This window comes from Campylobacter sp. BCW_4332 (assembly GCF_001763175.1).
Classification (GTDB): domain Bacteria; phylum Campylobacterota; class Campylobacteria; order Campylobacterales; family Campylobacteraceae; genus Campylobacter_D; species Campylobacter_D jejuni.
The window spans coordinates 86,508-109,688 of sequence record NZ_MJYF01000012.1; the positions used below are offsets into that span (position 1 = coordinate 86,508).

A 23,181-nucleotide genomic window follows, 5' to 3' on the forward strand; every position below is an offset into this window, starting at 1 on the left:
ATGCAAGAAGTGATTTCTTATATACAAAAAGCTGTTTTAGAAATTTCTAACGCTTTAAAATTTCCCGATACAAGCTACAGTCAAAATCAAAATTTTACAGGCGATACCCAACTCAAATTTGATGTTTTAAGCGATGAAATCATCACAAAAACCCTAAGTCAATGTTCAAGCATTAAAGCCATCATAAGTGAAGAAAAAGACGAAATTTTAACGCTTAATAAAAAAGCAAATTTTATCGTAGCTTATGATCCTTTAGACGGTTCTAGCTTAATGGATGTTAATTTTGCTATAGGTTCTATTTTTGCCATCTATGAAGAAAAAGCAAATGCCAAAAATTTAAGAGCTGCACTTTATAGTATGTATGGAGCGCGCTTAGAACTTGTGATTTGCAAAGATCAACCAAAACTTTATCGCCTAAATGCAAATAATGAATTTATTTTTATAAAAGATCTTAAAATGAATGAAAAAGGCAAAATTAATGCTACAGGCGGAACGCAAAAATTTTGGGAAGAAAAACACGCTAAATTTGTCAAAAGTCTTTTTGATGAAGGATATCGCTTAAGATATTCTGGGGCTATGGTAAGCGATATCAATCAAATTTTATTAAAAGGGGGTGGGATTTTTAGTTATCCTGCAACACAAGATGCGCCTAATGGCAAACTTCGTGCTTTTTTTGAAGTCTTTCCTCTAGCCTTTATCATAGAAAAAGCAGGCGGAAAAACTACAAATGGAAAAAATCACTCGTTGCTTGAACTTGAATTTGATAAAATCCATGCGACAACTCCTTGTTTTTTTGGCTCAGAATATGAAATTTCAAAACTTTTAAAGGCTTACAATGAATGAAACTAGAGATGAATTTGAGCAAGATATGGATAAAAAGAAAGAAATTTTACTTTCATGTCAAAACTCAAAAAACCTAAACTCTTGTTATAATTGCAATGAAATTTTTAACTGCCAAACTAGAAAAAATTATGTTGATGCAGTCTATAATAGTATGTCTAAGGGTAAAACCGAAGGCGGATTTGACTTTTAAAGGAAAAAAATGCGTTATATTACAACACCAATTTATTATGTAAATGATGTACCTCATTTAGGTCATGCTTATACTACCATCATATCCGATACTTTAGCAAGATTTTATCGTTTGCAAGGACATGAAACAAGATTTCTAACAGGAACAGATGAGCATGGACAAAAAATCGAAGAAGCTGCCAAACTAAGAAATTCCACTCCTCAAGAATATGCTGATAAAATCAGTTTTGAATTTAAAAAATTATGGGATGAATTTGAAATCACCTATGATATTTACGCAAGAACAACTGATACAAGGCATATTGAATTTGTTAAAGCTATGTTTTTAAAAATGTGGCAAAAAGGTGATATTTATAAAGATGAATACGAAGGACACTATTGTATTTCTTGTGAAAGCTTTTTTACTCAAAGTCAGCTTATCAATGATTGTTCTTGTCCGGATTGTAGCAAACAAACTAGAATTTTAAAAGAGGAAAGCTATTTTTTCAAACTTTCAAAATATCAAGATAAAATTTTACAATGGTATGAAGAAAAAGATCCCATCCTACCAAAAAACAAAAAAAATGAACTTATAAATTTTGTCCAAAGCGGCCTTAAAGATCTTTCCATTACAAGAACAAGTTTTGATTGGGGGATTAAACTGCCTCAAGAAATTAATGATGATAAACATATTATTTATGTATGGCTTGATGCACTTTTTATCTATATAAGTTCGCTTGATTTTCAAAGCAAGGGAGAAAATGCTAAATTTTGGCCTGCGCATGTACATTTAGTAGGAAAAGATATCTTGCGTTTTCATGCCATTTATTGGCCAGCTTTTTTAATGAGCGTGGATTTGCCTTTGCCAAAATTTATAGGTGCACATGGCTGGTGGACTAAAGAAGGTGAAAAAATGAGCAAATCTAAAGGCAATGTTGTAAAACCTAAAGAAATAGTTGATGCTTATGGAAGCGAAGCTTTTAGATATTTCTTGCTTAGAGAAGTGCCTTTTGGTAATGATGGGGATTTTAGCGAAAATATGCTGATAAATCGTATCAATGCTGAACTCAGCAATGAATTTGGAAATTTACTTAATCGCATTATAGGTATGAGTACAAAATATGATCAAGGAAATATTTCAAAAGAAGGTGTTTTAAAATTTTACAATGCCGAACTAAATCAAGCAAAAGAACACTTAAATTTAGCGGTAGAATTTTTAGAAAACTTACAGTGTAATCGTTATTTAGAAGAACTTTTTAAAGCCTTAAGTGTGGCAAATTTAGCCATTAGCAAATACGAACCTTGGAATTTAATCAAAGAAAACAAACACGAACAAGCTAATGCTTTAGTGGCACTTTGTGCAAATATTTTAGCCAAAACAAGTCTTTTGCTAAGCCCTGCTCTACCAAAGTCTTGTCAAAAAGTAGCTTTGGCTTTAAATTTTGAAATTTCGTCTGTAAATTACGCAAAAATGATACTTGATAATGAACTTTTAGATTTTAAAGCAAATCCTTGTGAAGCTTTATTTCCAAAAGTAGAAAAAACTCTTTTAAAACAAGAAATTAAAGAAGAACCTAAAAAAGAAGAAAGTCCTAAAATAAAAATCGATGATTTTGCAAAAATTGAAATCAAAGTTGCCAAGGTACTTGATTGTCAAAATATAGAAGGGAGTGAAAAACTTTTAAAATTTCAACTCGAACTTGACAATAAAGAGATCCGTCAAGTACTCTCAGGCATAGCAAAATACTATAAAGCCAGTGATTTAATCGGTAAACAAGTATGTGTTATAAGCAATCTTAAAAAAGCTAAAATTTTTGGACATGAAAGCGATGGTATGATACTTTCTGCAAAAAGCGGAGATAAACTTGTTTTAATCACCCCTGAACAACTTGTACAAAACGGTTCTTTAGTAGGCTAAAATATGCAAATTAGCAATTTAGGCGAACTTTTAAACGCAATGCTCATTCATGAAGGTAGCGTTTTAAGTGTGGAAGGTTTTGCCATAAATTTAAACGAACTTAAAGCAGGCTTTGCTTTCTTTAATAACGATAAAAAAGAAATTGCCCAAGCTATAAAAAAAGGCGCTTATGCTATAATTACAGAAAATGACATTGCTATTGAAGATAAAGACATTTTTTACTTTAGAGTAGAAAATCTAGAACAAGCTCTTGTAAGATTTTTACGCTTTTTTTGTGAAGATAAAGAATGTGAATTTTTACTTTTTAAATCTTACGAACTAAGTCTTTGCAAGGCTTTTTATTTTAACATTTTAAAAGGAAATATTTTTGCTGATTTTGAAAAACTAATCAAAGCAAAAAAGGGTGAAATTTTTTGCTACTGTGAAGAAAATTACTTAAATAAACTTTGCGCCTATTCTCATAGTCTAAAAGATGCTAATTTTACCTTATTATCGCGATCTAGCTTCTTTTTTACAACTTTGATTTGTGAAAATTTATATTTTAAAAATCTTAATTTACCTTTTTTTTACGCAAATAGTTTTGCAAAAATTATTTCTTTTTTAAAAGAAAAAAATCAAAAAATAATATTTGACTTTAATAAGATTGATGATTTTAAAATTTATTTTATTGATGATAAATTTGAAATCACTCCTTTTGGTTCAAGCTCTCAAGCGTTTATTGTAAGCAACAACCAAAATACCTTTGAATTCTGGAAAGAAAAATTTAAAAACATAAAAGACTTTAAAATTGCTTCTAAAAATTCTTTATTTTGTGATTTTTCCTATAATCAGCTTTCAGATTTAAGAAAATTAAAAAATTTTAAATATTGTTTAATTCTTGAAAATTATGATATTTTTGAACAAGAATTTGAAAACAAAGAAAATCAAACCCCAAGCTTATTTTAAATTCACTCCTTCATTTTCAAGCAAAAATCTTTTTATTTCAAGCCCTCCATTATATCCTCCTATGCCATTGCTTGCAATAACTCTATGACAAGGTATAAAAATAGGAATTTGATTTTTAGAATTTGCATTTCCGACAGCTCTAAAAGCTTTTGGATGATTAATTTTTTCTGCTATATCTTTATAAGTAGCTATTTTACCATAAGGAATTTTCATTAAAGCCTTATAAACCTTTGATTCAAAATCTGTACCTTGTATCAAAACAGGAATGCTAAATTTTCTAAGCTTATGAGTAAAATATAAATCAAGTTCATATTTTGCTAAGTCAAGCAAACTACAATTTTTTTCTGATCTTTTATTATCACAAAAATCGACTCTAGTTAAAAATTTTCCATCACTATGTAAAGATAGGTAACATAAAGGCATTTTATAATAAACTTTAAACATTTTTTATCCTTCAAAGAGCTACAATTATAATAAAAAATATTTAAGGAGTAGAAAATGTTTTTTATGCAAGAATACAATAAACTTGTTGAAGAAAGAGCCTCTTTGGGTATACCACCCCTTCCTTTAAATGCAAATCAAACTAAAGAACTTTGTAAACTACTTGAAAATGAAAATAATGAAGAGCTTGCAAATCTTTTAGAAAATAGAGTAAATCCTGGTGTTGATGATGCAGCTTTAGTAAAATGTGAATTTTTAGATTCTATACTTAAAGGCAAAATCAGTGCTCCAAATATAGACAAAAAAAGAGCCTTAAGAATGCTTGGAACTATGCTAGGCGGATATAATGTTAAAGTTTTAATCGATGCCTTAAAAGATGAAAACATAGCCAAAGATTCTGCAGAAGTGTTGAAAAATATTATTTTTGTTCATGATAATTTTCATACCATAGCTGAACTTAGCAAAAACAATCCACACGCTAAGGAAGTTTTACAAAGCTGGGCAAATGCGGACTGGTTTAACAAAAAAGAAAAATTACCTCAAGTGATTAAATGTATAGTTTTTAAAGTAGCAGGCGAAACAAATACCGACGATCTAAGCCCTGCAGGAGATGCTTTTACAAGAAGCGATATTCCTTTGCATGCAAATGCCATGCTAAAGGTAAGACAAGCAGGATCCTTAGAAAAAATCAAAGAGCTTAAAAAAAGCGGTCGAGAAGTAGTTTATGTAGGTGATGTTGTAGGAACAGGTTCAAGTAGAAAATCAGCAATAAATTCTATACAATGGCATTTAGGAAAAGAAATAGAAGGTGTGCCAAACAAGCATAGCGGTGGTATAGTAATGGGTTCAACTATAGCACCGATTTTCTTTAACACTGCTCAAGATAGCGGGGCTTTACCTATCATCTGTGATGTAACAAACTTAGAAATGGGCGATGAGTTTGAAATTCATCCTTATGAGGGAAAAATTATAAAAAATGACTCTACAATTGCAGAATTTACACTCAGTCCAAACACTCTCTTAGATGAAGTTAGAGCAGGAGGAAGAATCCCACTTATCATAGGTCGCGGGCTTTGTACTAAGGCTAGAGAATTTTTAGGAATGGAAAGTGAAAATATCTTTACCAAACCTGAACAACCTAAATCTTCAAGCGGTGGTTATACCTTGGCTCAAAAAATGCTAGGTCGTGCCTGTGGAGTTGAAGGCGTGCGTCCAGGTATGTATATAGAACCTATAACTTTAACTGTAGGCTCTCAAGATACCACAGGTCCTATGACTAGAGATGAAATTAAAGAACTTGCAAGCCTAGGTTTTAATGCAGACTTTGTGATGCAAAGCTTTTGCCATACAGCTGCTTATCCAAAAGTAAGCGATTCAAATTTACATAAAACCTTGCCCAATTTCATGACAAGTCGTGGTGGGGTAAGTTTAAAACCAGGTGATGGGGTTATTCACTCTTGGCTTAATCGTTTTGTATTGCCAGATACCGTAGGAACGGGTGGGGATTCTCACACACGCTTTCCTATAGGAATTTCTTTCCCTGCAGGAAGTGGACTTGTGGCTTTTGCTGCAGTTACTGGTTCTATGCCTTTAAATGTCCCTGAAAGTGTTTTAGTGCGTTTTAGCGGGGAATTACAAGCTGGAGTTACCTTAAGAGATTTGGTTAATGCTATACCTTATTATGCAATCAAACAAGGACAACTTACCGTTGAAAAGAAAAATAAGAAAAATATTTTTGCAGGAAAAATTTTAGAAATAGAAGGCTTGCCAAACTTAAAAGTCGAACAAGCTTTTGAACTTAGTGATGCAAGTGCTGAAAGATCTGCAGCTGCTTGCAGTGTGGATTTAAGCATAGAAAGTGTAAGCGAATATATCAAATCCAATATTTCTTTAATTGAAGCTATGATAGAAGCAGGATATGAGAATAAAGCTACTCTTGCTAGAAGGGCTGAAAAAATGAGAGAATGGCTTAAAAACCCTACTCTTTTAAGAGCAGATAAAGATGCAAAATACGCTTATATTATAGATATTAATCTTAATGACATTAAAGAGCCAATCCTAGCTTGTCCAAATGACCCTGATGATGTGGCAACCTTAAGCGAAATTTTAGCCGATGATAAGCGTCCAAAAAATATAGATGAAGTTTTTGTAGGTTCTTGTATGACAAACATAGGACATTATAGAGCTTTAGGAGAAATTTTAAAAGATAAAGGCATACTTAAAACCAGACTTTGGGTAGTGCCTCCAACAAAAATGGATAAAGCACAACTTACTAATGAAGGTTATTACAGCATCTTTGGTGCAGCAGGTGCTAGAATAGAAGTTCCTGGTTGTTCTTTGTGTATGGGTAATCAAGCTAGAGTAAATGATGGAGCTGTAGTTTTCTCAACTTCTACAAGAAATTTTGACAACCGTATGGGAATGGGTGCTAAAGTATATTTAGGCAGCGCAGAACTTGCGGCAGTTTGTGCGATTTTGGGTAAAATTCCAAGCAAGGAAGAATACTTACAAATTGTCAGCGAAAAACTAAGTGATGAGCATAAGGCAAATATCTATAGATATTTAAATTTTAATGAGATTGAAAATTTCAAACTTGAAAATTAATTCAAATTTAATACTTATTTGGATTAAATAACAAAATTAAAATTTTCAAAGGAAAAATATTGAAGTTATTATTCACTTCCTTTTGTTGTTTTGCAAGTTTAATGGCTAGCGATGCCATTAACTGCGACAACATTAAAAATAATAAAATATTGCTAAATAAAAGTTCAAATTTAGATTATTTAAATATAGCTTCAAGCTGTAAAGAATCTTTAAAAAATCAAGATTTTACAAAAAAACTCTATGCGATTTCCAATGAAATTCGCGGAAGCAATAGCTCTTGTAATGGTGTGGCTTATTTGCCCAAATTACAACAATTTGATTTTTTATTATTAAAAATAGCTATCGATCCCATCGCTTATCAAAAAACTTTAGATACACCCGAAAATTTAGAAAAAAAATATGATATTTTAAAATCTTATTTTAGATATTGGGCATATCAAAGTATAGGAAATTTTAGACTTTACAAAGCTTTTTGGAAAGAATATAACAATGCTATAGAACCTTTAGAAAAGTATTTTGAAAGTAATTTTAATTTTGACAAAGGTAGTAATATTTACTATGCTAGCAATGCCTTAAACGAATTTTTAAATTGGGCTGTTGGTGAAACAAAAATTTACAAAGACATTAGTCCTTTAGCAAAAATCATGTCAAATAAAAATTATTCGGTATCTTATATACAAGATTTTATTTTTTCAAATAATCCAAGCCAAGATGATCTTACGATAGCCTTGCAAGCAGCGCTTCTAAATCAAAGAGAAAAAGAAATTTTAGAACTTTTGATTCGTTTTGGTGCTAGGATTGATGAAGGTTATGAAAGTGCTATTTTTTACGCATTGGAAAATTATGAAAATACAAACTTTTTGATCCAAAATGGAGCAAATGTTAATCAAGCCAATGCCTTTGGTAAAACCCCGCTTTTTTATGCCATAGAGTTTAATCGTCTTGATATCATAAAACTACTTCTTGATAATGGAGCAAATGTTAATCAAAAATATATTAATAACAATGAAAAATTAGCATTAAGTGCGAACATAGGTTCAAATACGCCTTATTTTATTACATTTTGTGCTCTAGAGCACACTTCAAAAAATGTTTTAATGCATGCTGCAACCTATGGCAATGTTGAAATTTTAAAACTTCTTATTTCAAAAGGAGCAAATTTTAATGCTGTTGATGATCTTGGTTTTAATGCGCTTGACTTTGCACTATCAGCAGGTAAAAAAGAAAATGCTGATTATCTAAAAAGCTTGGGTTTAAAAGCAAATGAAAATCTATTTTACGGAGATAGTTTAGAATGAAAACCGCATTTATTACAGGAGCTAGTTCAGGTTTTGGTAGAGCTTGTGTTGAAGCTTTTATACAAGAAGGCTACAAAGTAATCGCCCTTGCTAGACGCAAAGAGCGTCTAGAAGAGCTAAAAAATGCTCATAAAGATAAGATTTACACCCTTTGCATAGATGTAAGAAATCAAAAAGAAATCTTTGGGGCTATTGAAAATTTACCTAAAGAATTTCAAGAAATTGATGTGCTTTTTAATAATGCAGGCTTGGCTTTAGGGGTAGATGAATTTGATAAATTAAACCTTGAAGATATTAACACTATGGTAGATACAAACATCAAAGGGTTTTTATATGTTGCAAAAGCTGTTATTCCTATACTTCGTAAACAAAAAAATGCTTATATTTTTAACTTAGGTTCAGTTGCGGGACGCAATCCTTATTTTGGAGGCAATGTGTATTGTGGAACCAAAGCCTTTGTAGGACAATTTTCATTGGCCTTAAGAAATGATCTTAGAGGAAGCAATATCAAAGTAACAAACATTGCTCCAGGACTTTGCAAAACTGAATTTAGTGAAGTGCGTTTTAAAGGAGATATCCAAAAAGCTGATGCAGTGTATGAAAATACGCAATTTATCAGTGCTAATGATATTGCCAAAGTAGTAATGTCTATCATTAACCTACCAAGCCATATTAATGTTAATGAAATCGAGCTTATGCCGGTAACACAAACTTGGAATGGATTTTATATAGAAAGAGATGAATGAATAAATTTTTAGTTTTATTGTTTTTACCTTTAGTTGCATTTGCAAACTCCTCAGAAGCAGCTGCAAATGCTAATTTGTTTGGAGCTTTTACGCTTATACCACCTTTAGTTGCTATTGCTTTAGCCTTTATCACAAAAGATGTTATTTTATCACTCTTTGCTGGGGTTTTAAGCGGAACTTTTCTACTTAGCCTTTCTGTAAATATTTTTAAAGCACAACATTTAGCTTTTGTAAATTATTACAATACCGCAGTAGAATCTTTTTCAAAGATTATTTCTTACATCTTAGGCTCAACTTCAGATCCAGTAAATGCAGGAATCATTTTGCAAATTCTTTGTATAGGTGGTCTTGTAGCACTTATCACAAAAATGGGTGGTGCAAAAGCTGTAGCATTAAAATTTGCCAAAAGAGCCAAATCAGCTGTATCAGCTCAAGTTAACACTTGGTTTTTAGGGCTTTTAATATTTTTTGATGATTATGCTAATTTACTGATCGTAGGTCCAATTATGCGTCCTTTGGCGGATAAATTTAAAATTTCTCGTGAAAAATTTGCCTTTATTATCGATTCTACTGCCGCTCCCGTAGCAGGAATAGCTGTAATTTCTACTTGGATAGGCTTAGAAGTTTCCTTAATTAAAACCGCTTATGAACACATAGGCATTAGCGATATTAGTGCTTTTGGAATTTTTGTCGAAACCATACCTTATCGTTTTTATAATATCTTCATGCTTTTTTTTGTAGCCATGACTGCAATCATGGGACGTGAGTTTGGTTCTATGTACAAGGCTGAAGTGCGTGCAAGAACCACAGGACAAATTGCACCTCTACCTAAATCAGGCATACTAGATACTGCTGAATTAGAAGATCAGTTTTTAGCGCCAAAAGAAGGTATTAAAATTCGTGCTTTTGATGCTATTGTTCCTATTTTTACTTTAATCATTTTAGCTATATTAGGATTTTATTTTAATGGACTTAGCACTTTAGAAGGCGAAGAACTTGCAAAAGCAAGCGCCAATCCTTTGTCTTTTGAAACTTTTAGGGCTGCTTTTGGAAATGCTGATTCTTCTGTGGTGTTATTCCAAGCTGCTTTGTTTGCTGCTATTGTAGCGATTTTTATCGGGGTGCGTCGTAAAATTTTCAATCTTAAAGAAGCGGTAGAAACTTGGATATATGGCTGGAAAACCATGATTTTTACCATAGTATTGCTTTTATTTGCTTGGTCGCTTTCAAGTATAGTAAAAGATCTAGGAACTTCTTTATTTATCACTAGTTTACTTGCAGATAAATTGCCTGAGTTTATTTTGCCTGCTACTATTTTTGCTTTTGCTTCAGCCATTTCTTTTGCCATAGGAACAAGCTATGGAACTATGGGGATTTTAATGCCTTTGGCTGTGCCTTTAGCTCATGAAATCGCCAAAATCAATGGTATGGATGCAAATGCTATGCATCATTATATGGTTATTAATATAAGCTGCGTTTTAACAGGTGCGATTTTTGGAAACCATTGCTCACCAATTTCAGATAATGTAATCCTTTCATCTATGAGCGCAAAATGCGATCATATGGAGCATGTAAGAACACAAATTCCTTATGCTTTATTTATCTGTGGTATTTCTTTAATCGCTGGATATATTCCTGTATCTTTAGGACTTAGTGTTTGGCTTGTCTTGCCTTTGAATTTCATACTTATTACGCTTTTACTAAGACTCATCGGAAAGAAAGTTCCATGAGTCTTGAAAATTTTGGAAATTTTCTTACTTTAGATGAAAAACACTCTTTCATAAAAAAATATTTTAAAGAATTTTATACAAAGGAATTTAAACTTTTTGCCTCAAAAGATAAACATTATCGTACAAGAGCTGAACTTTCATTTTATCATGAAAATGATACGCTTTTTTATGCAATGTTTGATCCAAAAAGCAAAAAAAAGTATATTATAGAATATTTAGATTTTGCTGATGAAAAAATTTGCGCTTTTATGCCAAAACTTCTAGAATGCTTGCGTCAAGATAATAAATTAAAAGAAAAACTTTTTGGCGTGGAGTTTTTAACCACAAAGCAAGAACTTAGCGTAACTTTACTTTATCATAAAAATATAGAAGATATAAAGTCAAATTTAGAAAATTTAAGCAATATTCTTCATATCAACCTTATAGCAAGAAGTAAAGGCAAAAAACTTATTTTTAAAACAGAAAATCTAAGACAAACTTTAAATATTCAAGATAGAAAAATATTTTATGAATTTAACAACGATTGTTTTATTCAGCCTAATACTGCTATAAATGAAAAAATGATTACTTGGGTATGTGAAATTTTAAGCACTCAAAAAAGAATGGATTTACTTGAGCTTTACTGTGGATATGGAAATTTTACTTTAGCTTTAGCACCATTCTTTTTTAAAATTTTAGCCACTGAAATTTCAAAAAGCAATATTAATTTTGCTTTAAAAAATTGCGAGCTTAACAATACAACAAATATCCACTTTGCAAGACTTTCAAGCGAAGAATTAAGTCTTGCTATCAAAAAAGAAAGAGAATTTTTTCGTTTAAAAGATATTCGATTAGATGATTTTAATTTCTCTCATGTTTTAGTTGATCCACCCCGTGCAGGACTTGATAAAAGCGTAATTGACTTAATAAAAAAATATGAAAATATTATTTATATTTCTTGCAATCCTATCACTTTAAAAGAAAATTTAAAAGAATTAAGCCTAACACATAGAGTGGAAGAGTTTGCTCTTTTTGATCAATTTGCCAATACTCCACATCTTGAATGTGGAGTATTTCTTAGCAAGGTATAAAAAAATAATTCATTAATTTAGCCAGTATTACTATCGCGATACAAAGCACAAATACAAAAGGATGAATAAAAGCACCGAGTGGATTTTTCTTCTTTAATGTAAAATGACAAAATAAAGAAAAAACAACTAAAGATAAAATTCCAAAAGCCAAAATAATTTTTACAGCAAAAAGTAAATTTAAAGGTTTAAAATGAAAACCTGCCAAAGCACCTCCGCTTAAAAAAAGCAAAAGAACCACAAAAGGCATTATTTTAACTCCAGTAGCACTAAAAAGACTTTTGTCAAAATTAGGATTTTTCTTTTTAACTACACCCAAAACAAATACATCAACAAACAAATAACCTATAAACAAAATAGCACAAAGAAGATGGATTGTTAAAGTATATGGATAAAATTCTTCCATTTTTCCCTCCTTATTAAACTTCGGAATTTGCTATATTATAACACTTTTTTCATTTTTTGAATTCATTTTAGTTAATTTTTTAATCATTTAAGATAAAATACCAAAACAAAGGTTAATAATGAATGAAAAAGAAACTATCTCTTATATTATAAATACAAGTAAAAATATTGCCATATTTGCTTTAAGTCCAGATAAGACAAAAGCTTCTTATAGGGTAGCAGAATTTTTACAAAGAAAAAATTATAAAATTTTTCCTATTTATCCTAAAGAAGAGTTTATTTTAAATGAAAAAGTTTATAGAAATTTAGATCAAATAGAAGAAAAAATCGATACACTTATACTTTTTAGAAAAGGCGAAGTGGCACTAGAAATTCTTCCTAAGCTTGTTGAAAAAAATATTAAAAACCTATGGCTTCAACTTGGTATTAGTAATGAAACAGCCAAAAAAGAATGTAAAAAATTAGATATAAATTTTATACAAAATCGTTGCATTATGCTAGAATATCCGTATTTTAAAACAAAGGAAAAATAGTGTTAGAGCTTAATAAAATTTACAAAGCAAAACAACAAATTTCAGGGTTTGTAAACAAAACTCCTTTCATATACTCTTCTTTTTTAAGTGATATTTGTCAAAGTGAGATTTATCTTAAAAATGAAAATTTACAAATTACAGGTGCTTATAAAATTCGTGGAGCTTATAATAAAATAGCCAATCTTAGCGCTGAACAAAAACAACATGGAGTCATTGCGGCAAGTGCAGGAAACCATGCTCAAGGCGTGGCCATTAGTGCAAAAAAATTTGGCATTAAAGCAGTTATCGTAATGCCAGAATCCACTCCGCTCTTAAAAGTTTCTGCTACAAAAGTCTTAGGAGCAGAGGTGATACTCAAAGGGGATAATTTTGATGAAGCCTATGCCTTTGCAACCTCTTATGCTAAAGAAAATAATCTTAGCTTTATTCATCCTTTTGAAGATGAATTTGTAATGGCAGGACAAGGAACTTTGATGCTTGAAATGCTTGATGAAATAAGCGATCTTGATATGATTATCGCACCTGTTGGAGGTGGAGGACTTATAAGTGGTATCGCAAGTGCAGCTAAACAAATCAATCCAAACATTAAAATCATCGGCGTTGGAGCCAAAGGAGCTCCTGCAATGTATGAAAGTTTTCATGCTAAAAAAATCAAAAATGCAAAAAGCGTACGCACTATAGCCGATGGTATTGCTGTGCGTGATGCAAATCCTATTAATTTTAATATTATTTTAGAATGCGTAGATGATTTTATCCAAGTTGATGATGAAGAAATCGCTAATGCAGTATTGTTTTTACTTGAAAAACATAAAATCATAGTTGAAGGCGCAGGAGCTGCGAGTGTAGCCACCCTACTTCATCAAAAAATAAATACACAAAATCATAAAAAAATTGGCATAGTTTTAAGCGGAGGCAATATCGATGCACAAATGCTAAATATCATCATAGAAAAAGGTTTATTTAAATCTTACAGAAAAATGCAAATTCATGTTACTTTAGTAGATAAACCTGGGGCATTATTACACCTTACAGACAGCTTAAAAATAGCCAATGCAAATATAGTAAAAATCGACTATGATAGATTTTCCACCAAGCTTGATTATGGCGATGCGATGATTTCAATTACCCTAGAAACCAAAGGTAAAGAACATCAAGAAGAAATAAGAAAAATTTTAACCCAAAAGGCCTTTAATTTCTATGAAAGTTTTTAATAACATATACGGCTTAAATAAAGCCCATTTGGCGGTGCTAAAAAGTGATTGTATTGCTTTTTGGCCTCAATCTGTTCTTTGAGTTCTTTTTCACTCATTTTTCCTTCTAAAACCTTTAAAACACTTGCTACACTTAATCTAATTTGCCCTCTTAAAAAACCATTAGCTTTAAAATGAAAAATGCTAAAATCTTTATAAGCATAAGCTCTAGCAATAAAAATTTCTCTTAAAGTCGTTTTATTATCTCCTCCACTTTTGCAAAAAAACTTTAAATCCTTTTTTCCCACAAAAAAACCCAAAAGCTCGTTAGCCTTATCTAAGTCAAATTTAGGATAAAAATGTACATAAGAAGCCATAAAAGGACTATAAGAAGAGTGAGAAAATATATAGCGGTATTCTCTACTTTTTACATCAAATCTTACTTCAAAATCATCTTTTACTTTTTCAATTTTTTTGATATGGATAAAAGGATGGGAAAATTTATTAAGCTGTTTTTGAAGATATTCTAAATTTACAAAATGATCTCCACACTCCACACTAGCTACAGCATAGCTTGCATGTACTCCTTTATCTGTACGAGAAGCCATCAAAAGAGGTGAAACAATACCCAAATGCGATAAGGCACCACTTAAAGCATCTTGAACACCTTTTTTATGAGGCTGAGTAGCAGAACCTAAAAAAGCAGAGCCATCATAAGAAAATATAATTTTTATTTTCATCAATAACGACTCAAAATCATTTTCTTAAAACAATAAGCCGAAACAAATAAACTTAAAGAAAAAATTCCAAGGCAAGCCAAAATTGGAGGTTGAGAAAAAGAACTTAAAAGTCCAAAATATATAGCAATCACTCCAAACATACCTAAATACACATAGCCTTTTTCATAACGATAAGTAACCAAACCAAAACAAAGCGCAAAAAGCGTACTAGCAAGTGGAAACAAGGCTATAGTTGTATAAATCACAAATTCTCTTGCTCTTTGTGGATTTTCGTTTAAATCATTCCAGTATTCATAAAATTTCTTTGTTTGAAGATTGTCTGTATTAAACTGAGTATTTACTACTAAAGTGTCAAATTCTCCACTAAAAATACTTTGACCTTGCTCAAAATTATACATTTTGCCTTGATTCAAGCTAAAAGCAAAGCTATCATCTTTTCTTTGCACATGCGCTTCTTTGGCTATGATAAGTTGTTCTTTATCATCTGTTTTATGTTTAGGGCGATACATAATTATGTTTTCATACTTATCACTATCTTGTTTTTCTATAAAAATCATCCAGTCTAAAAATTTTTGTCCAAATTCTCCTGTTTTGTAGTTAAATTTCACTTGAGTGCTTTTATAGTTTACAAAGTTATCCTGAAGTTCAAATACTATAGGTATCATTACCAAAGCCACAACAAGCATAAAAGCACTAATCAAGCTTGCAATTTTAAGGAAAAATTTTGCCAAAATCATTGGTGAAAATCCCAAAGTAAAAAGTACTATGCTTTCATTTTCCTTAGAAAGCCTAAACAAAGCCAAAGTTAAAGAAATAAAAAAAGATATAGGCAAGGTAAAAATTAAAATTCTAGGCAACATAAATCCATAAAGCTTTAAAAGATCCAAAAAACTAATCTCTATACTTGAAGTAAGTTTTGCAAGTTGAATAAAAAACACCATAGATACAATAGCAAAAAGTACGAAAAATATAGACAAATTCGTACTTAAAAATTGATTTAAAACATATCTTAAACTAAGCTTCATTAGAATAATCCTAAGTTTTTATAAAATAAAACTGCCACAAAAGCGATATTTAAAAAGGGTATCATAGCAAGTTCTTGCTCTTTTATTGCTTTAATTTTAAAAAAAATAAAAAAAGGCAAAGTTAAAATAGAAGCTATAAGTAATACTAAAAATCCATACTCAAAACCTAAAATTCCACCTATACAAGACATAATGATAATATCAGCATCGCCCAAATTTTCCAAAATTTCATCTTTTTTTCGGAAATTCATTAGAAAAAAAACTAAACTTTTTAATAAAAAAACAAATCCTCCAAAACTAAAAGCATTTAGTAAAAAACCTCTGCTAAACTCTTTAAAAATCAAAAAATGTAAAATTTCACTTTCCCTAAAGGCGTAAAAAAAAGCAAATAAAAAAGCGCTCCAAAGTAAGATTTGTGGTACGGCTTTGAGTTTAATATCAATTAAAGAAAGCAAGAAAAGATTAAATAAAAATAGAGATAAAAATAAAAAATCATAAAAATTTTGACTTAAAAAATAAACCAAAATAAGCAAAATTATGCCTAAAATTTCATTGATTAATAAAGAAATAGGTAAATGACATTTGCAAGTTTGACATTTTGCCTTTAAAAAAATATAAGAAAAAACAGGAATAATTTCATAGTATTTTAATTTTGTATCACAAGAAAAACAAAAAGAGCGCGAGATAAAAAAAGGCTTTTTTTCAATTATCCTACTTGCCAAACTTGCGCAAAAAGAACCTAAACAAGCCCCTAGGATTATTATGAAAAGTATCATTTTCCAAAAGTTCTTTCTCTATTTCTAAATTCTTTAATAATCCTTTTAAATTCTCTCTTGGTAAGAGATGGAAATAAAGTTTCACTAAAATAAATTTCAGCATATGAACACTGCCAAAGTAAGAAATTTGAAAGTCTTTTAGCATTTCCAACGCGAAGCATCAAATCCACATCTAAAGGTAAATCTAAATTTTGCGTTAAATTTTCTTCATTTAGCTCAAGTTTTTTCTCGATCACACGCTTAGCAGCTCTTATAATTTCATCTCTTGCACCATAACTTATAGCCAAATTAACACAAAGTGCGTCACAATGCTTTGTTTTTTCTTCAACTAAGGTAATTTTTTCTCTTACTTTATCTTCCAAACGCGATAAATCACCTATAGCTCTTAAACGCACATTATTTTTTTCAAATTTTTCTAAAGCTTCATCCAAACAACGATCTAAAAGTTCAAAAATAAAATCAATTTCATCTTTAGGACGCTTCCAATTTTCCGTACTAAAAGCAAAAAGGCTTAAATTTGAAATATTTTCTTCCATACAAACTTCCATCAATTTTTGCATAGTTTTGACTCCTTGGGAGTATCCAAGTTTTGCCAAAAAACCCTTAGCCCTAGCCCAGCGCCTATTACCATCCATAACAACAGCAAGGTGTTTTAATTCATTCATTTTTCATCCTTTAAAATCAAAAAGCCTTTTGAAAACAAACAAAGGTTCAATCTTGTTTTCTTGCGATACATTAAAATCTAAATGTTCGTTTAAAAATTTTTGTACCTTGGCAAAAGGTGTAAAAACGCTAACACCTTGTGAATCTATCAAAATTTTCAAAGCTCCAAAAACACTAAAATATAAGTAAATTTCTAAATATTTTGCTCTTTTACGCATTTGAAACAAGCAAGATTTATTTTCAAAGATAAAAGGAATATGATAAATATTTTCAAAACTTGCAAAAAGCATTTCTTTTAATATCTGATAACGCTCTATATCTTTACAATCTAAAAGATTTTGTATGATGAATTTTTTATAAGAAATTTTATCCTCTAAAATAGCGATTATCAAAGCCAATCCCTCTTCAAAAGGTTTGAAATTAGGACGCTTTGAAAGATGTTTAAATTGTATAACTCCACCATTTTGCATATAAAGTTCGGCTAAATATTCAGCGCCAATTTCAAGCTCTATCATGCTTTTGGTTTGAATCTTTTTGTGATTTAACAAAAGCGTATAATGTCCATAGCCTGATTTAGCCAAAACTTTCATTTGTATAGGCAAGGTAGAATTAATCATACTCATAATTTTTCACACCATTTTACTAATTCAAATGCCAATTTTTCTTTGCTTTGCAAGGTGCTTTTATTTTCATTGTTGAAAGTGATAAAATAAAGTTCATTTTGATCGCTTCCAAAATAATTTTTTTGATCAATGATATTAAGGCAAACCATATCAAGTTGCTTATCTTTTAAAGATTTTTTCGCATTTTCTAAGGCATTTTGAGAATCAAATTCCATCTTAAAACCTATCTTTTTGCCTTGAAATTTGCAAGTTTTAAGCAAATCTTCATTTAAAGATAGATGCAAGTTTAAACCCTGTAAATGCTCATTTTTTTTAATTTTTCCTTTTACACTTTGAGGGATAAAATCACTCACTGCAGCCGTCATAATCAAAAAGTCATGACTTGAATTTTTATCCAAAAGCTCTTTTAGATCCTTAGAACTTTCAAATTTGCAAAGCTCATAAGGAGTATCAAATTCCACAGAGCTTAAAAGTTTTACCCTAGCTCCTAAAAAATAAAAAGCGTCAGCTATAGCTTTTGCCATTTTTCCACTTGAAAAATTACTCACACAACGCACATCATCGATCTTTTCTTTTGTTCCACCACCTGTGATAACTACGCTTTTATCACACCAAAACTTTTCTTTTAAAAGTTCTCTTTTGGTGATATTAAAAATATCCTTAACTTCAGCTAAGGCTCCTACGCCTTCATCTTTACAAGCTAAAACTTTACAAATAGGCTCTATAATCAAAGCTTTATTTTCTTTAAGCATCTTTAAAGAATTTTGCGTGCTAAAATGATGAAACATATTTGTATTTGCCGCAGGAGCTATGATAAGAGGTTTATTTGCTGCAATTAAGGTTTGGATAAAAAGATTATCCGCTATACCAAAAGCAAGTTTATTGATAGAATTAACACTTGCAGGGGCAAACAAAACAAGATCTACATCCTTGCTAAAAGCTATGTGATTGTTTGAGTTTTGCCAACTTTCATTTTCCTCGCATAAAATCTCATCAGCCAAGGCTTCAAAACTCATTTTACTAGCAAATTTTAACAAACCATTAGAAAGCAAAACTTTTACCCTAAAGCCTTCTTTTTTAAACAAAGAAATAAGCTCGTAAGATTTATAAAAAGCTATACTGCCACTAATAGCCAAAAGTATGGTTTTCATTTTTGAAATTTCTTGTAATAATAATCTTTTACCATCTTATGCCCTGCTCTATTGATAAATAAAGCACCTTTTTCTACATTGACACTTACTGTGCTTCCTGCTGCTATGATCACTTCATCTTCGATTTTTACAGGTGCGATAAATTGCGTATCAGAACCCACAAAAACATTTTTTCCTATGATGGTTTTATGCTTTTTTACCCCATCATAATTACAAGTGATAGTCCCACAGCCTATATTGGTTCCACTATCTATCTCACAATCTCCTAAATAACTCAAATGCCCTGCTTTTACGGTATTTAACTTTGCATTTTTGCATTCTACAAAATTTCCTATATGAGTGTTTTTTAACTCACAATTTGGACGCAAATGCGCCAAAGGCCCTACATCACTGTTTTCTACAATGGAATTTTCTATCACGCTTGAGCTTTTAATGATAGAGTTTATAATCTTACTTTTACCCTCTATCCTTACATTTTCATATACTTCGCATTCACCTACAAATTCAACATCTGTACCTATAAAACTACTTTGCGGCAAATGAAAAATCACACCCTGTTGCATCCAGTATTTTTTAATTTTTTCTTGCATGAAATTTTCAGCTATACTGAGTTCAAATTTATCATTAATCCCTATAAATTCATCTTCATCTACAAAAACCGCTTTAATCATCACATCTTTTTCTTTTGCTAGTTTTACAATGTCGGTTAAATAATACTCTTTTGCCGCATTATTGTTATCAATCAAAGGTAAAAGCTCTTTTAAAAGCCTCGAGTCAATCACATAAACCCCAGCATTGCAAGTATTTATCTCTTTTTCTTGTGTATTTGCATCTTTAAATTCAACAATTTTTTCAACACTATCCTTTTTTATTACCACTCTACCATAACTTTTAGGATCTCTTGCTTTAAAAACTGCTAGATTTAATTTTGCATTATTACCCAACAAAGCTTCCAAACTTGTTTGCTCAACCAAAGGCATATCGCCACAAAGAATCAACACTCTTTCATTTTTAGGCTCAAACCCCCTTAAAGCTCCCGCAGTTCCTGGATAATTTTGCAAGTCTTGCTCTAAAATTTGTGTTTTTGGAAAATGTTCTAAAATTTCTTTTTCAACGCGTTCTTTTTGATGCGATAAAACTACACTTACATCATCACTTAAAGCAAAAGCCTTTTTTAAAATGTGTAAAATCATACTTTTTTGACAAAGCTCTTGCAAAACCTTTGGCTTTTGTGATTTCATTCTAGTGCCTAATCCTGCCGCTAAAATCAAAATAGAAGTTTTCATTTTTTACCTTTGTTATTAAGAAGTCTAAAAGACTATTTTAGCAGTTTAAAGTTAAAATCCTAATACCCTTAAACTAGTTTTTAGTCATCAAAAGATAAAATTTAAATTTCTTTAGTAAAAAACAAAAAAAGGTTTTTAAATTTTGAAAAAAATATTATTATTTTTACTTTTAAGCATGAGCTTATTTGCTGCTGAAGCAACTATTCCTACAGTAAATTTAAGCTTAAGTGCACCCAATACACCTAATCAGCTTGTTACTACTTTAAATATAGTGATTGTTTTAACCATACTTGCGCTCGCTCCAAGTATAGTTTTTGTTATGACTTCTTTCTTGCGTCTTATTGTGGTATTTTCATTTTTGCGACAAGCTATGGGGACGCAAAGTATGCCACCTAATACCATTTTAGTAACCTTGGCTTTAATTTTAACTTTTTTTATCATGGAACCTGTAGCTACAAAATCCTATAATGAAGGTATAAAACCTTATTTAGCAGAAAAAATAGGCTATGAAGAGGCTTTTATAAAAGGAGCAAAGCCTTTTAAAGATTTTATGCTTAAAAATACTCGCGAAAAAGATTTAGCCCTTTTTTATCGCATACGCAATCTACCCAATCCCAAAACCATAGATGATGTTCCCCTTACGGTTTTAGTTCCTGCTTTTATGATTTCAGAGCTTAAAACCGCTTTTGAAATAGGGTTTTTAATCTACCTACCCTTTTTAGTCATAGATATGGTTGTAAGCTCAGTTTTAATGGCTATGGGTATGATGATGCTACCTCCTACTATGATCTCTTTACCTTTTAAACTCTTAATTTTTGTATTAGTAGATGGATGGAATTTGCTAGTGCAAAGGCTTGTGGAAAGCTTTGTAACCTAAGAAGGAAAATCCTTCTTAGAAAAAGAATTCTAAATTATTCTTTTTAAAAGTATCTTTAACATCTTTAAGATATTTTTCTCCTAAAGAATCAAAAAGCCCATCTTTTTTGCTTTCTGCAATAAATTCATCAAGCTCTTTTTTAAGTTTTGCATTGCCTTTTTGTACTGCTATACCCCAAAACTCAGGATTTTCTTGAAAAGGTGCCAAAATGGCTCTAGTTGTATCTTGATGTTTTTGCCAAGTACGATAAATCGTAAGTTGATCATAAAAAAATCCATCAGCCTTACCTTGAATCACTTCCAAAATAGCAGCATTTTCTTTATCAAATAAATTAATAGTTGCATTTTTTAAATTTTTAACCGCATATAAATGCCCTGTAGAACCACGCTTTAAAGCCAAAACTTTGCCCTTTTTATCTAAATCTTTGATATTTGTAATATCAGAGTTCAAAGGAGTTAAAATAGCCAAATTTGCCTTAGCATAAGGAATGCTAAAATCCACCACTTTCTTTCTCTCATCGGTAATTGTCATAGAAGACATGATAAGATCTATCTTGGCTGTTTTTAAAGCAGGTATCAAACCATCCCAAGCGATATTTTTTACTACAAGTTTATAGCCGTTTTTCTTTGCAAAAGCTTCTAAAAAATCCACACTAATTCCACTTGCTTTGCCTGTTTTATCGCTCATTTCAAAAGGCGGATATCCAAGCTCCATTCCTACAACCAAATCTTTTGCACTCAAATTTAAAGCAAAAAAAGAGATAAAAATCAAAATAATTTTTTTCATAATTTCCTTTCAAAATTTTTTGTAAAAAAATTATACTAATTTTATCTTATTTTGTTATTAGCAATTTGTTTCAAACTTAAAAAATTAAAACTTCTAAACCCTAGTTTGTCCTATAAGATTATTTAATCTATCCATTATAGAATCAGCGTAGGAATTAATGGTGCTAGGTTTTGCTTTCCAGCCATTGGCAATGGCTTGTTTAATTTCAGCATCTAAAGCCCAATTACCCATAGCAGATTCTTTAGGAATGTTATTTTCATACATATAAAGTTGCCCTTCTAATTTTCCATTTTTACTAGCTAGATATTTAAATAGACTTGCAAAATCTACTTTGCCTGTCATAATATCACCTATATCTACACTAGTAGTTGAAAAACTCTCTTTAGCCATAGCTCTATTGTAAGCTTCTATTGTTGGATTAAGTGTGGTTTTTGGACTCTCAACAGGTTGTCCATTTTGAGCTTTTAAAAAACTCATAAACAAAGCTTCTTTAGAATAACTTCCATCTTCATTTTGTGGATAAACTGACATATCAGGATTAAATTGCCAATCTTCACCTTTAGAAACATTTTTGATTTCTTCTAAGGATAAACCTAAAGTTTTAGGCAATAATCCATCAATCATATATCCTGAATCAACCCAAAGATCATCAGCTTCTTTTGCTTGTTCAGGGGTTTTATAAACATTTGAAATTAAAGAATTTGAAAAATCTTTTAAACCTGTAATATTCATTCTATTGCTTGGATCATTAAAATCCATCGATTTTATTCCATTTATAGCATACCCCTTAGGCATAGAATTTATATCTGCTTGGCTAAAACTTGTTTTATCATTTGGAAAACTTTGACCTAAAGCATTAGAAAAAAGATTATAATATTGTTTTATGGTTTCAGCCATATCTATATTAGTATAATACTCGCTTACGCCTAAGTATTCTTTTGTACTTGAAGCAACAGGATCATTTTCGGCAGCTTTTTTAATCTCATCTAAAGTAGATTTGTGTATCTTAAAATCTTCAGGAAGTCCTGCAGCTTTGTTAAAATCTTCTCCCATATAACCATCTTTATCTACACTATAACCATAGGCTGTATTAGTAGAAGTATTACTTATATCTGCTTGTTTATATTTTAGAGTATAAATAGAGTTTTTAAATTCACTAGATATACCATAATTAGGAGAACTTGTCTTACTACTTATACTAAAATTAGTGTTATTGCTAGTATTTGTTGTATTAGTAGAATTTAATACTTCACTTCTTGCTAGAGTTTGTGAATTTGCATTTTGAATTTCATTTAACTTACTAGCATTTTGTTTTAAAAAAGCATTAGCAAAACTTATTTTAGAATTTTCTTTACTTTCTTTATTA

23 protein-coding genes are annotated in these 23,181 nt (G+C 30.7%); 12 read left to right on the top strand and 11 right to left on the bottom strand.

Translation table 11 applies throughout. The annotated features are described in order from the left end of the window. Genes AJN64_RS01065 through AJN64_RS01080 form a run of 4 tightly spaced genes read left to right on the top strand, consistent with a single transcriptional unit; the run spans window position 1 to window position 3,874 of the window. Window positions 1–843 carry a class 1 fructose-bisphosphatase gene (locus AJN64_RS01065; RefSeq protein WP_002861480.1) on the top strand — a complete coding sequence of 281 codons (843 nt, stop codon included), beginning with the start codon at window positions 1–3 and terminating at the stop codon, window positions 841–843. After that, window positions 836–1,033 carry a hypothetical protein gene (locus AJN64_RS01070; RefSeq protein ID WP_002861479.1) on the top strand — a complete coding sequence of 66 codons (198 nt, stop codon included), beginning with the start codon at window positions 836–838 and terminating at the stop codon, window positions 1,031–1,033. Before AJN64_RS01065 ends, AJN64_RS01070 begins: the two co-directional genes overlap by 8 nt. Window positions 1,034–1,042: 9 nt before the next feature. Next, on the top strand, window positions 1,043–2,929 hold the full coding sequence (gene metG / locus AJN64_RS01075; RefSeq protein ID WP_070292551.1) for a methionine--tRNA ligase: 1,887 nt from the start codon (window positions 1,043–1,045) through the stop codon (window positions 2,927–2,929). Window positions 2,930–2,932: 3 nt separating this feature from the next. After that, complete coding sequence (locus tag AJN64_RS01080) at window positions 2,933–3,874, top strand: hypothetical protein (RefSeq protein ID WP_070292552.1); 942 nt, start codon at window positions 2,933–2,935, stop codon at window positions 3,872–3,874. Here AJN64_RS01080 and AJN64_RS01085 read toward each other — a convergent pair. Beyond that, window positions 3,866–4,318 carry a methylated-DNA--[protein]-cysteine S-methyltransferase gene (locus AJN64_RS01085; protein WP_002856786.1) on the bottom strand — a complete coding sequence of 151 codons (453 nt, stop codon included), beginning with the start codon at window positions 4,316–4,318 and terminating at the stop codon, window positions 3,866–3,868. The two genes, AJN64_RS01080 and AJN64_RS01085, sit on opposite strands and share 9 nt — an antisense overlap. A 54-nt stretch (window positions 4,319–4,372) precedes the next feature. Here AJN64_RS01085 and AJN64_RS01090 point away from each other — a divergent pair, with 54 nt between their 5' ends. The 5 genes from AJN64_RS01090 to trmA are packed head-to-tail and all read left to right on the top strand — an operon-like array spanning window position 4,373 to window position 11,763. Continuing rightward, entirely contained in the window at window positions 4,373–6,919 is a 2,547-nt protein-coding gene (locus AJN64_RS01090; RefSeq protein WP_070292553.1) for a bifunctional aconitate hydratase 2/2-methylisocitrate dehydratase, read from the top strand. A 59-nt stretch (window positions 6,920–6,978) separates the two neighbouring features. Beyond that, window positions 6,979–8,217, top strand: a complete 1,239-nt coding sequence (locus AJN64_RS01095; protein WP_070248175.1) for an ankyrin repeat domain-containing protein — start codon at window positions 6,979–6,981, stop codon at window positions 8,215–8,217. Beyond that, on the top strand, window positions 8,214–8,963 hold the full coding sequence (locus tag AJN64_RS01100) for an SDR family NAD(P)-dependent oxidoreductase (protein WP_053872917.1): 750 nt from the start codon (window positions 8,214–8,216) through the stop codon (window positions 8,961–8,963). Before AJN64_RS01095 ends, AJN64_RS01100 begins: the two co-directional genes overlap by 4 nt. Next, entirely contained in the window at window positions 8,960–10,693 is a 1,734-nt protein-coding gene (locus AJN64_RS01105) for a Na+/H+ antiporter NhaC family protein (protein ID WP_053872916.1), read from the top strand. Before AJN64_RS01100 ends, AJN64_RS01105 begins: the two co-directional genes overlap by 4 nt. Beyond that, window positions 10,690–11,763, top strand: coding sequence for a tRNA (uridine(54)-C5)-methyltransferase TrmA (gene trmA, locus AJN64_RS01110; protein ID WP_053872915.1), 1,074 nt, complete (start codon window positions 10,690–10,692; stop codon window positions 11,761–11,763). Before AJN64_RS01105 ends, trmA begins: the two co-directional genes overlap by 4 nt. On the opposite strand, the gene AJN64_RS01115 is transcribed toward trmA, so the two are convergent. Further along, complete coding sequence (locus AJN64_RS01115) at window positions 11,750–12,166, bottom strand: hypothetical protein (protein ID WP_053872914.1); 417 nt, start codon at window positions 12,164–12,166, stop codon at window positions 11,750–11,752. The genes trmA and AJN64_RS01115 overlap by 14 nt on opposite strands. 118 nt (window positions 12,167–12,284) lie before the next feature. Here AJN64_RS01115 and AJN64_RS01120 point away from each other — a divergent pair, with 118 nt between their 5' ends. Both AJN64_RS01120 and ilvA read left to right on the top strand, forming a co-directional pair. Continuing rightward, window positions 12,285–12,698: a CoA-binding protein gene (locus AJN64_RS01120; RefSeq protein WP_002856772.1), complete on the top strand. Its 414-nt coding sequence runs from the start codon at window positions 12,285–12,287 to the stop codon at window positions 12,696–12,698. Beyond that, on the top strand, window positions 12,698–13,909 hold the full coding sequence (gene ilvA, locus AJN64_RS01125; protein WP_053872913.1) for a threonine ammonia-lyase: 1,212 nt from the start codon (window positions 12,698–12,700) through the stop codon (window positions 13,907–13,909). Before AJN64_RS01120 ends, ilvA begins: the two co-directional genes overlap by 1 nt. Here the strand turns inward: ilvA and truA are convergent. The 7 genes from truA to glmU are packed head-to-tail and all read right to left on the bottom strand — an operon-like array spanning window position 13,906 to window position 20,152. Then, window positions 13,906–14,631 carry a tRNA pseudouridine(38-40) synthase TruA gene (gene truA / locus AJN64_RS01130; protein ID WP_072225843.1) on the bottom strand — a complete coding sequence of 242 codons (726 nt, stop codon included), beginning with the start codon at window positions 14,629–14,631 and terminating at the stop codon, window positions 13,906–13,908. The genes ilvA and truA overlap by 4 nt on opposite strands. Then, window positions 14,628–15,653 carry an LptF/LptG family permease gene (locus tag AJN64_RS01135; protein WP_002861467.1) on the bottom strand — a complete coding sequence of 342 codons (1,026 nt, stop codon included), beginning with the start codon at window positions 15,651–15,653 and terminating at the stop codon, window positions 14,628–14,630. Before AJN64_RS01135 ends, truA begins: the two co-directional genes overlap by 4 nt. Then, window positions 15,653–16,429, bottom strand: coding sequence for a prepilin peptidase (locus AJN64_RS01140; protein WP_053872911.1), 777 nt, complete (start codon window positions 16,427–16,429; stop codon window positions 15,653–15,655). Before AJN64_RS01140 ends, AJN64_RS01135 begins: the two co-directional genes overlap by 1 nt. Further along, window positions 16,426–17,094, bottom strand: a complete 669-nt coding sequence (gene uppS, locus AJN64_RS01145) for a polyprenyl diphosphate synthase (RefSeq protein WP_002852565.1) — start codon at window positions 17,092–17,094, stop codon at window positions 16,426–16,428. The genes AJN64_RS01140 and uppS overlap by 4 nt, the downstream gene beginning before the upstream one ends. Before the next feature lie 3 nt (window positions 17,095–17,097). Further along, window positions 17,098–17,715 carry a hypothetical protein gene (locus AJN64_RS01150; protein WP_002892499.1) on the bottom strand — a complete coding sequence of 206 codons (618 nt, stop codon included), beginning with the start codon at window positions 17,713–17,715 and terminating at the stop codon, window positions 17,098–17,100. Continuing rightward, the gene (gene coaBC, locus AJN64_RS01155) at window positions 17,712–18,866 is read right to left on the bottom strand and encodes a bifunctional phosphopantothenoylcysteine decarboxylase/phosphopantothenate--cysteine ligase CoaBC (protein WP_070284743.1); all 1,155 of its coding nucleotides are present in this window, start codon (window positions 18,864–18,866) and stop codon (window positions 17,712–17,714) included. The genes AJN64_RS01150 and coaBC overlap by 4 nt, the downstream gene beginning before the upstream one ends. After that, window positions 18,863–20,152, bottom strand: a complete 1,290-nt coding sequence (gene glmU, locus AJN64_RS01160) for a bifunctional UDP-N-acetylglucosamine diphosphorylase/glucosamine-1-phosphate N-acetyltransferase GlmU (RefSeq protein WP_053872635.1) — start codon at window positions 20,150–20,152, stop codon at window positions 18,863–18,865. Before glmU ends, coaBC begins: the two co-directional genes overlap by 4 nt. 142 nt (window positions 20,153–20,294) lie before the next feature. On the opposite strand from glmU, the gene fliP reads away from it, so the two are divergent. Then, window positions 20,295–21,029, top strand: coding sequence for a flagellar type III secretion system pore protein FliP (fliP, locus tag AJN64_RS01165; RefSeq protein WP_002852529.1), 735 nt, complete (start codon window positions 20,295–20,297; stop codon window positions 21,027–21,029). Window positions 21,030–21,044: 15 nt separating this feature from the next. Here fliP and AJN64_RS01170 read toward each other — a convergent pair whose 3' ends face one another. Both AJN64_RS01170 and AJN64_RS09170 read right to left on the bottom strand, forming a co-directional pair. After that, the gene (locus AJN64_RS01170; RefSeq protein ID WP_044260929.1) at window positions 21,045–21,815 is read right to left on the bottom strand and encodes a transporter substrate-binding domain-containing protein; all 771 of its coding nucleotides are present in this window, start codon (window positions 21,813–21,815) and stop codon (window positions 21,045–21,047) included. A gap of 93 nt (window positions 21,816–21,908) precedes the next feature. After that, the coding region (locus AJN64_RS09170; RefSeq protein ID WP_083271905.1) for a Cj0814 family flagellar-dependent secreted protein at window positions 21,909–23,181 on the bottom strand (1,273 nt) is incomplete at its 5' end.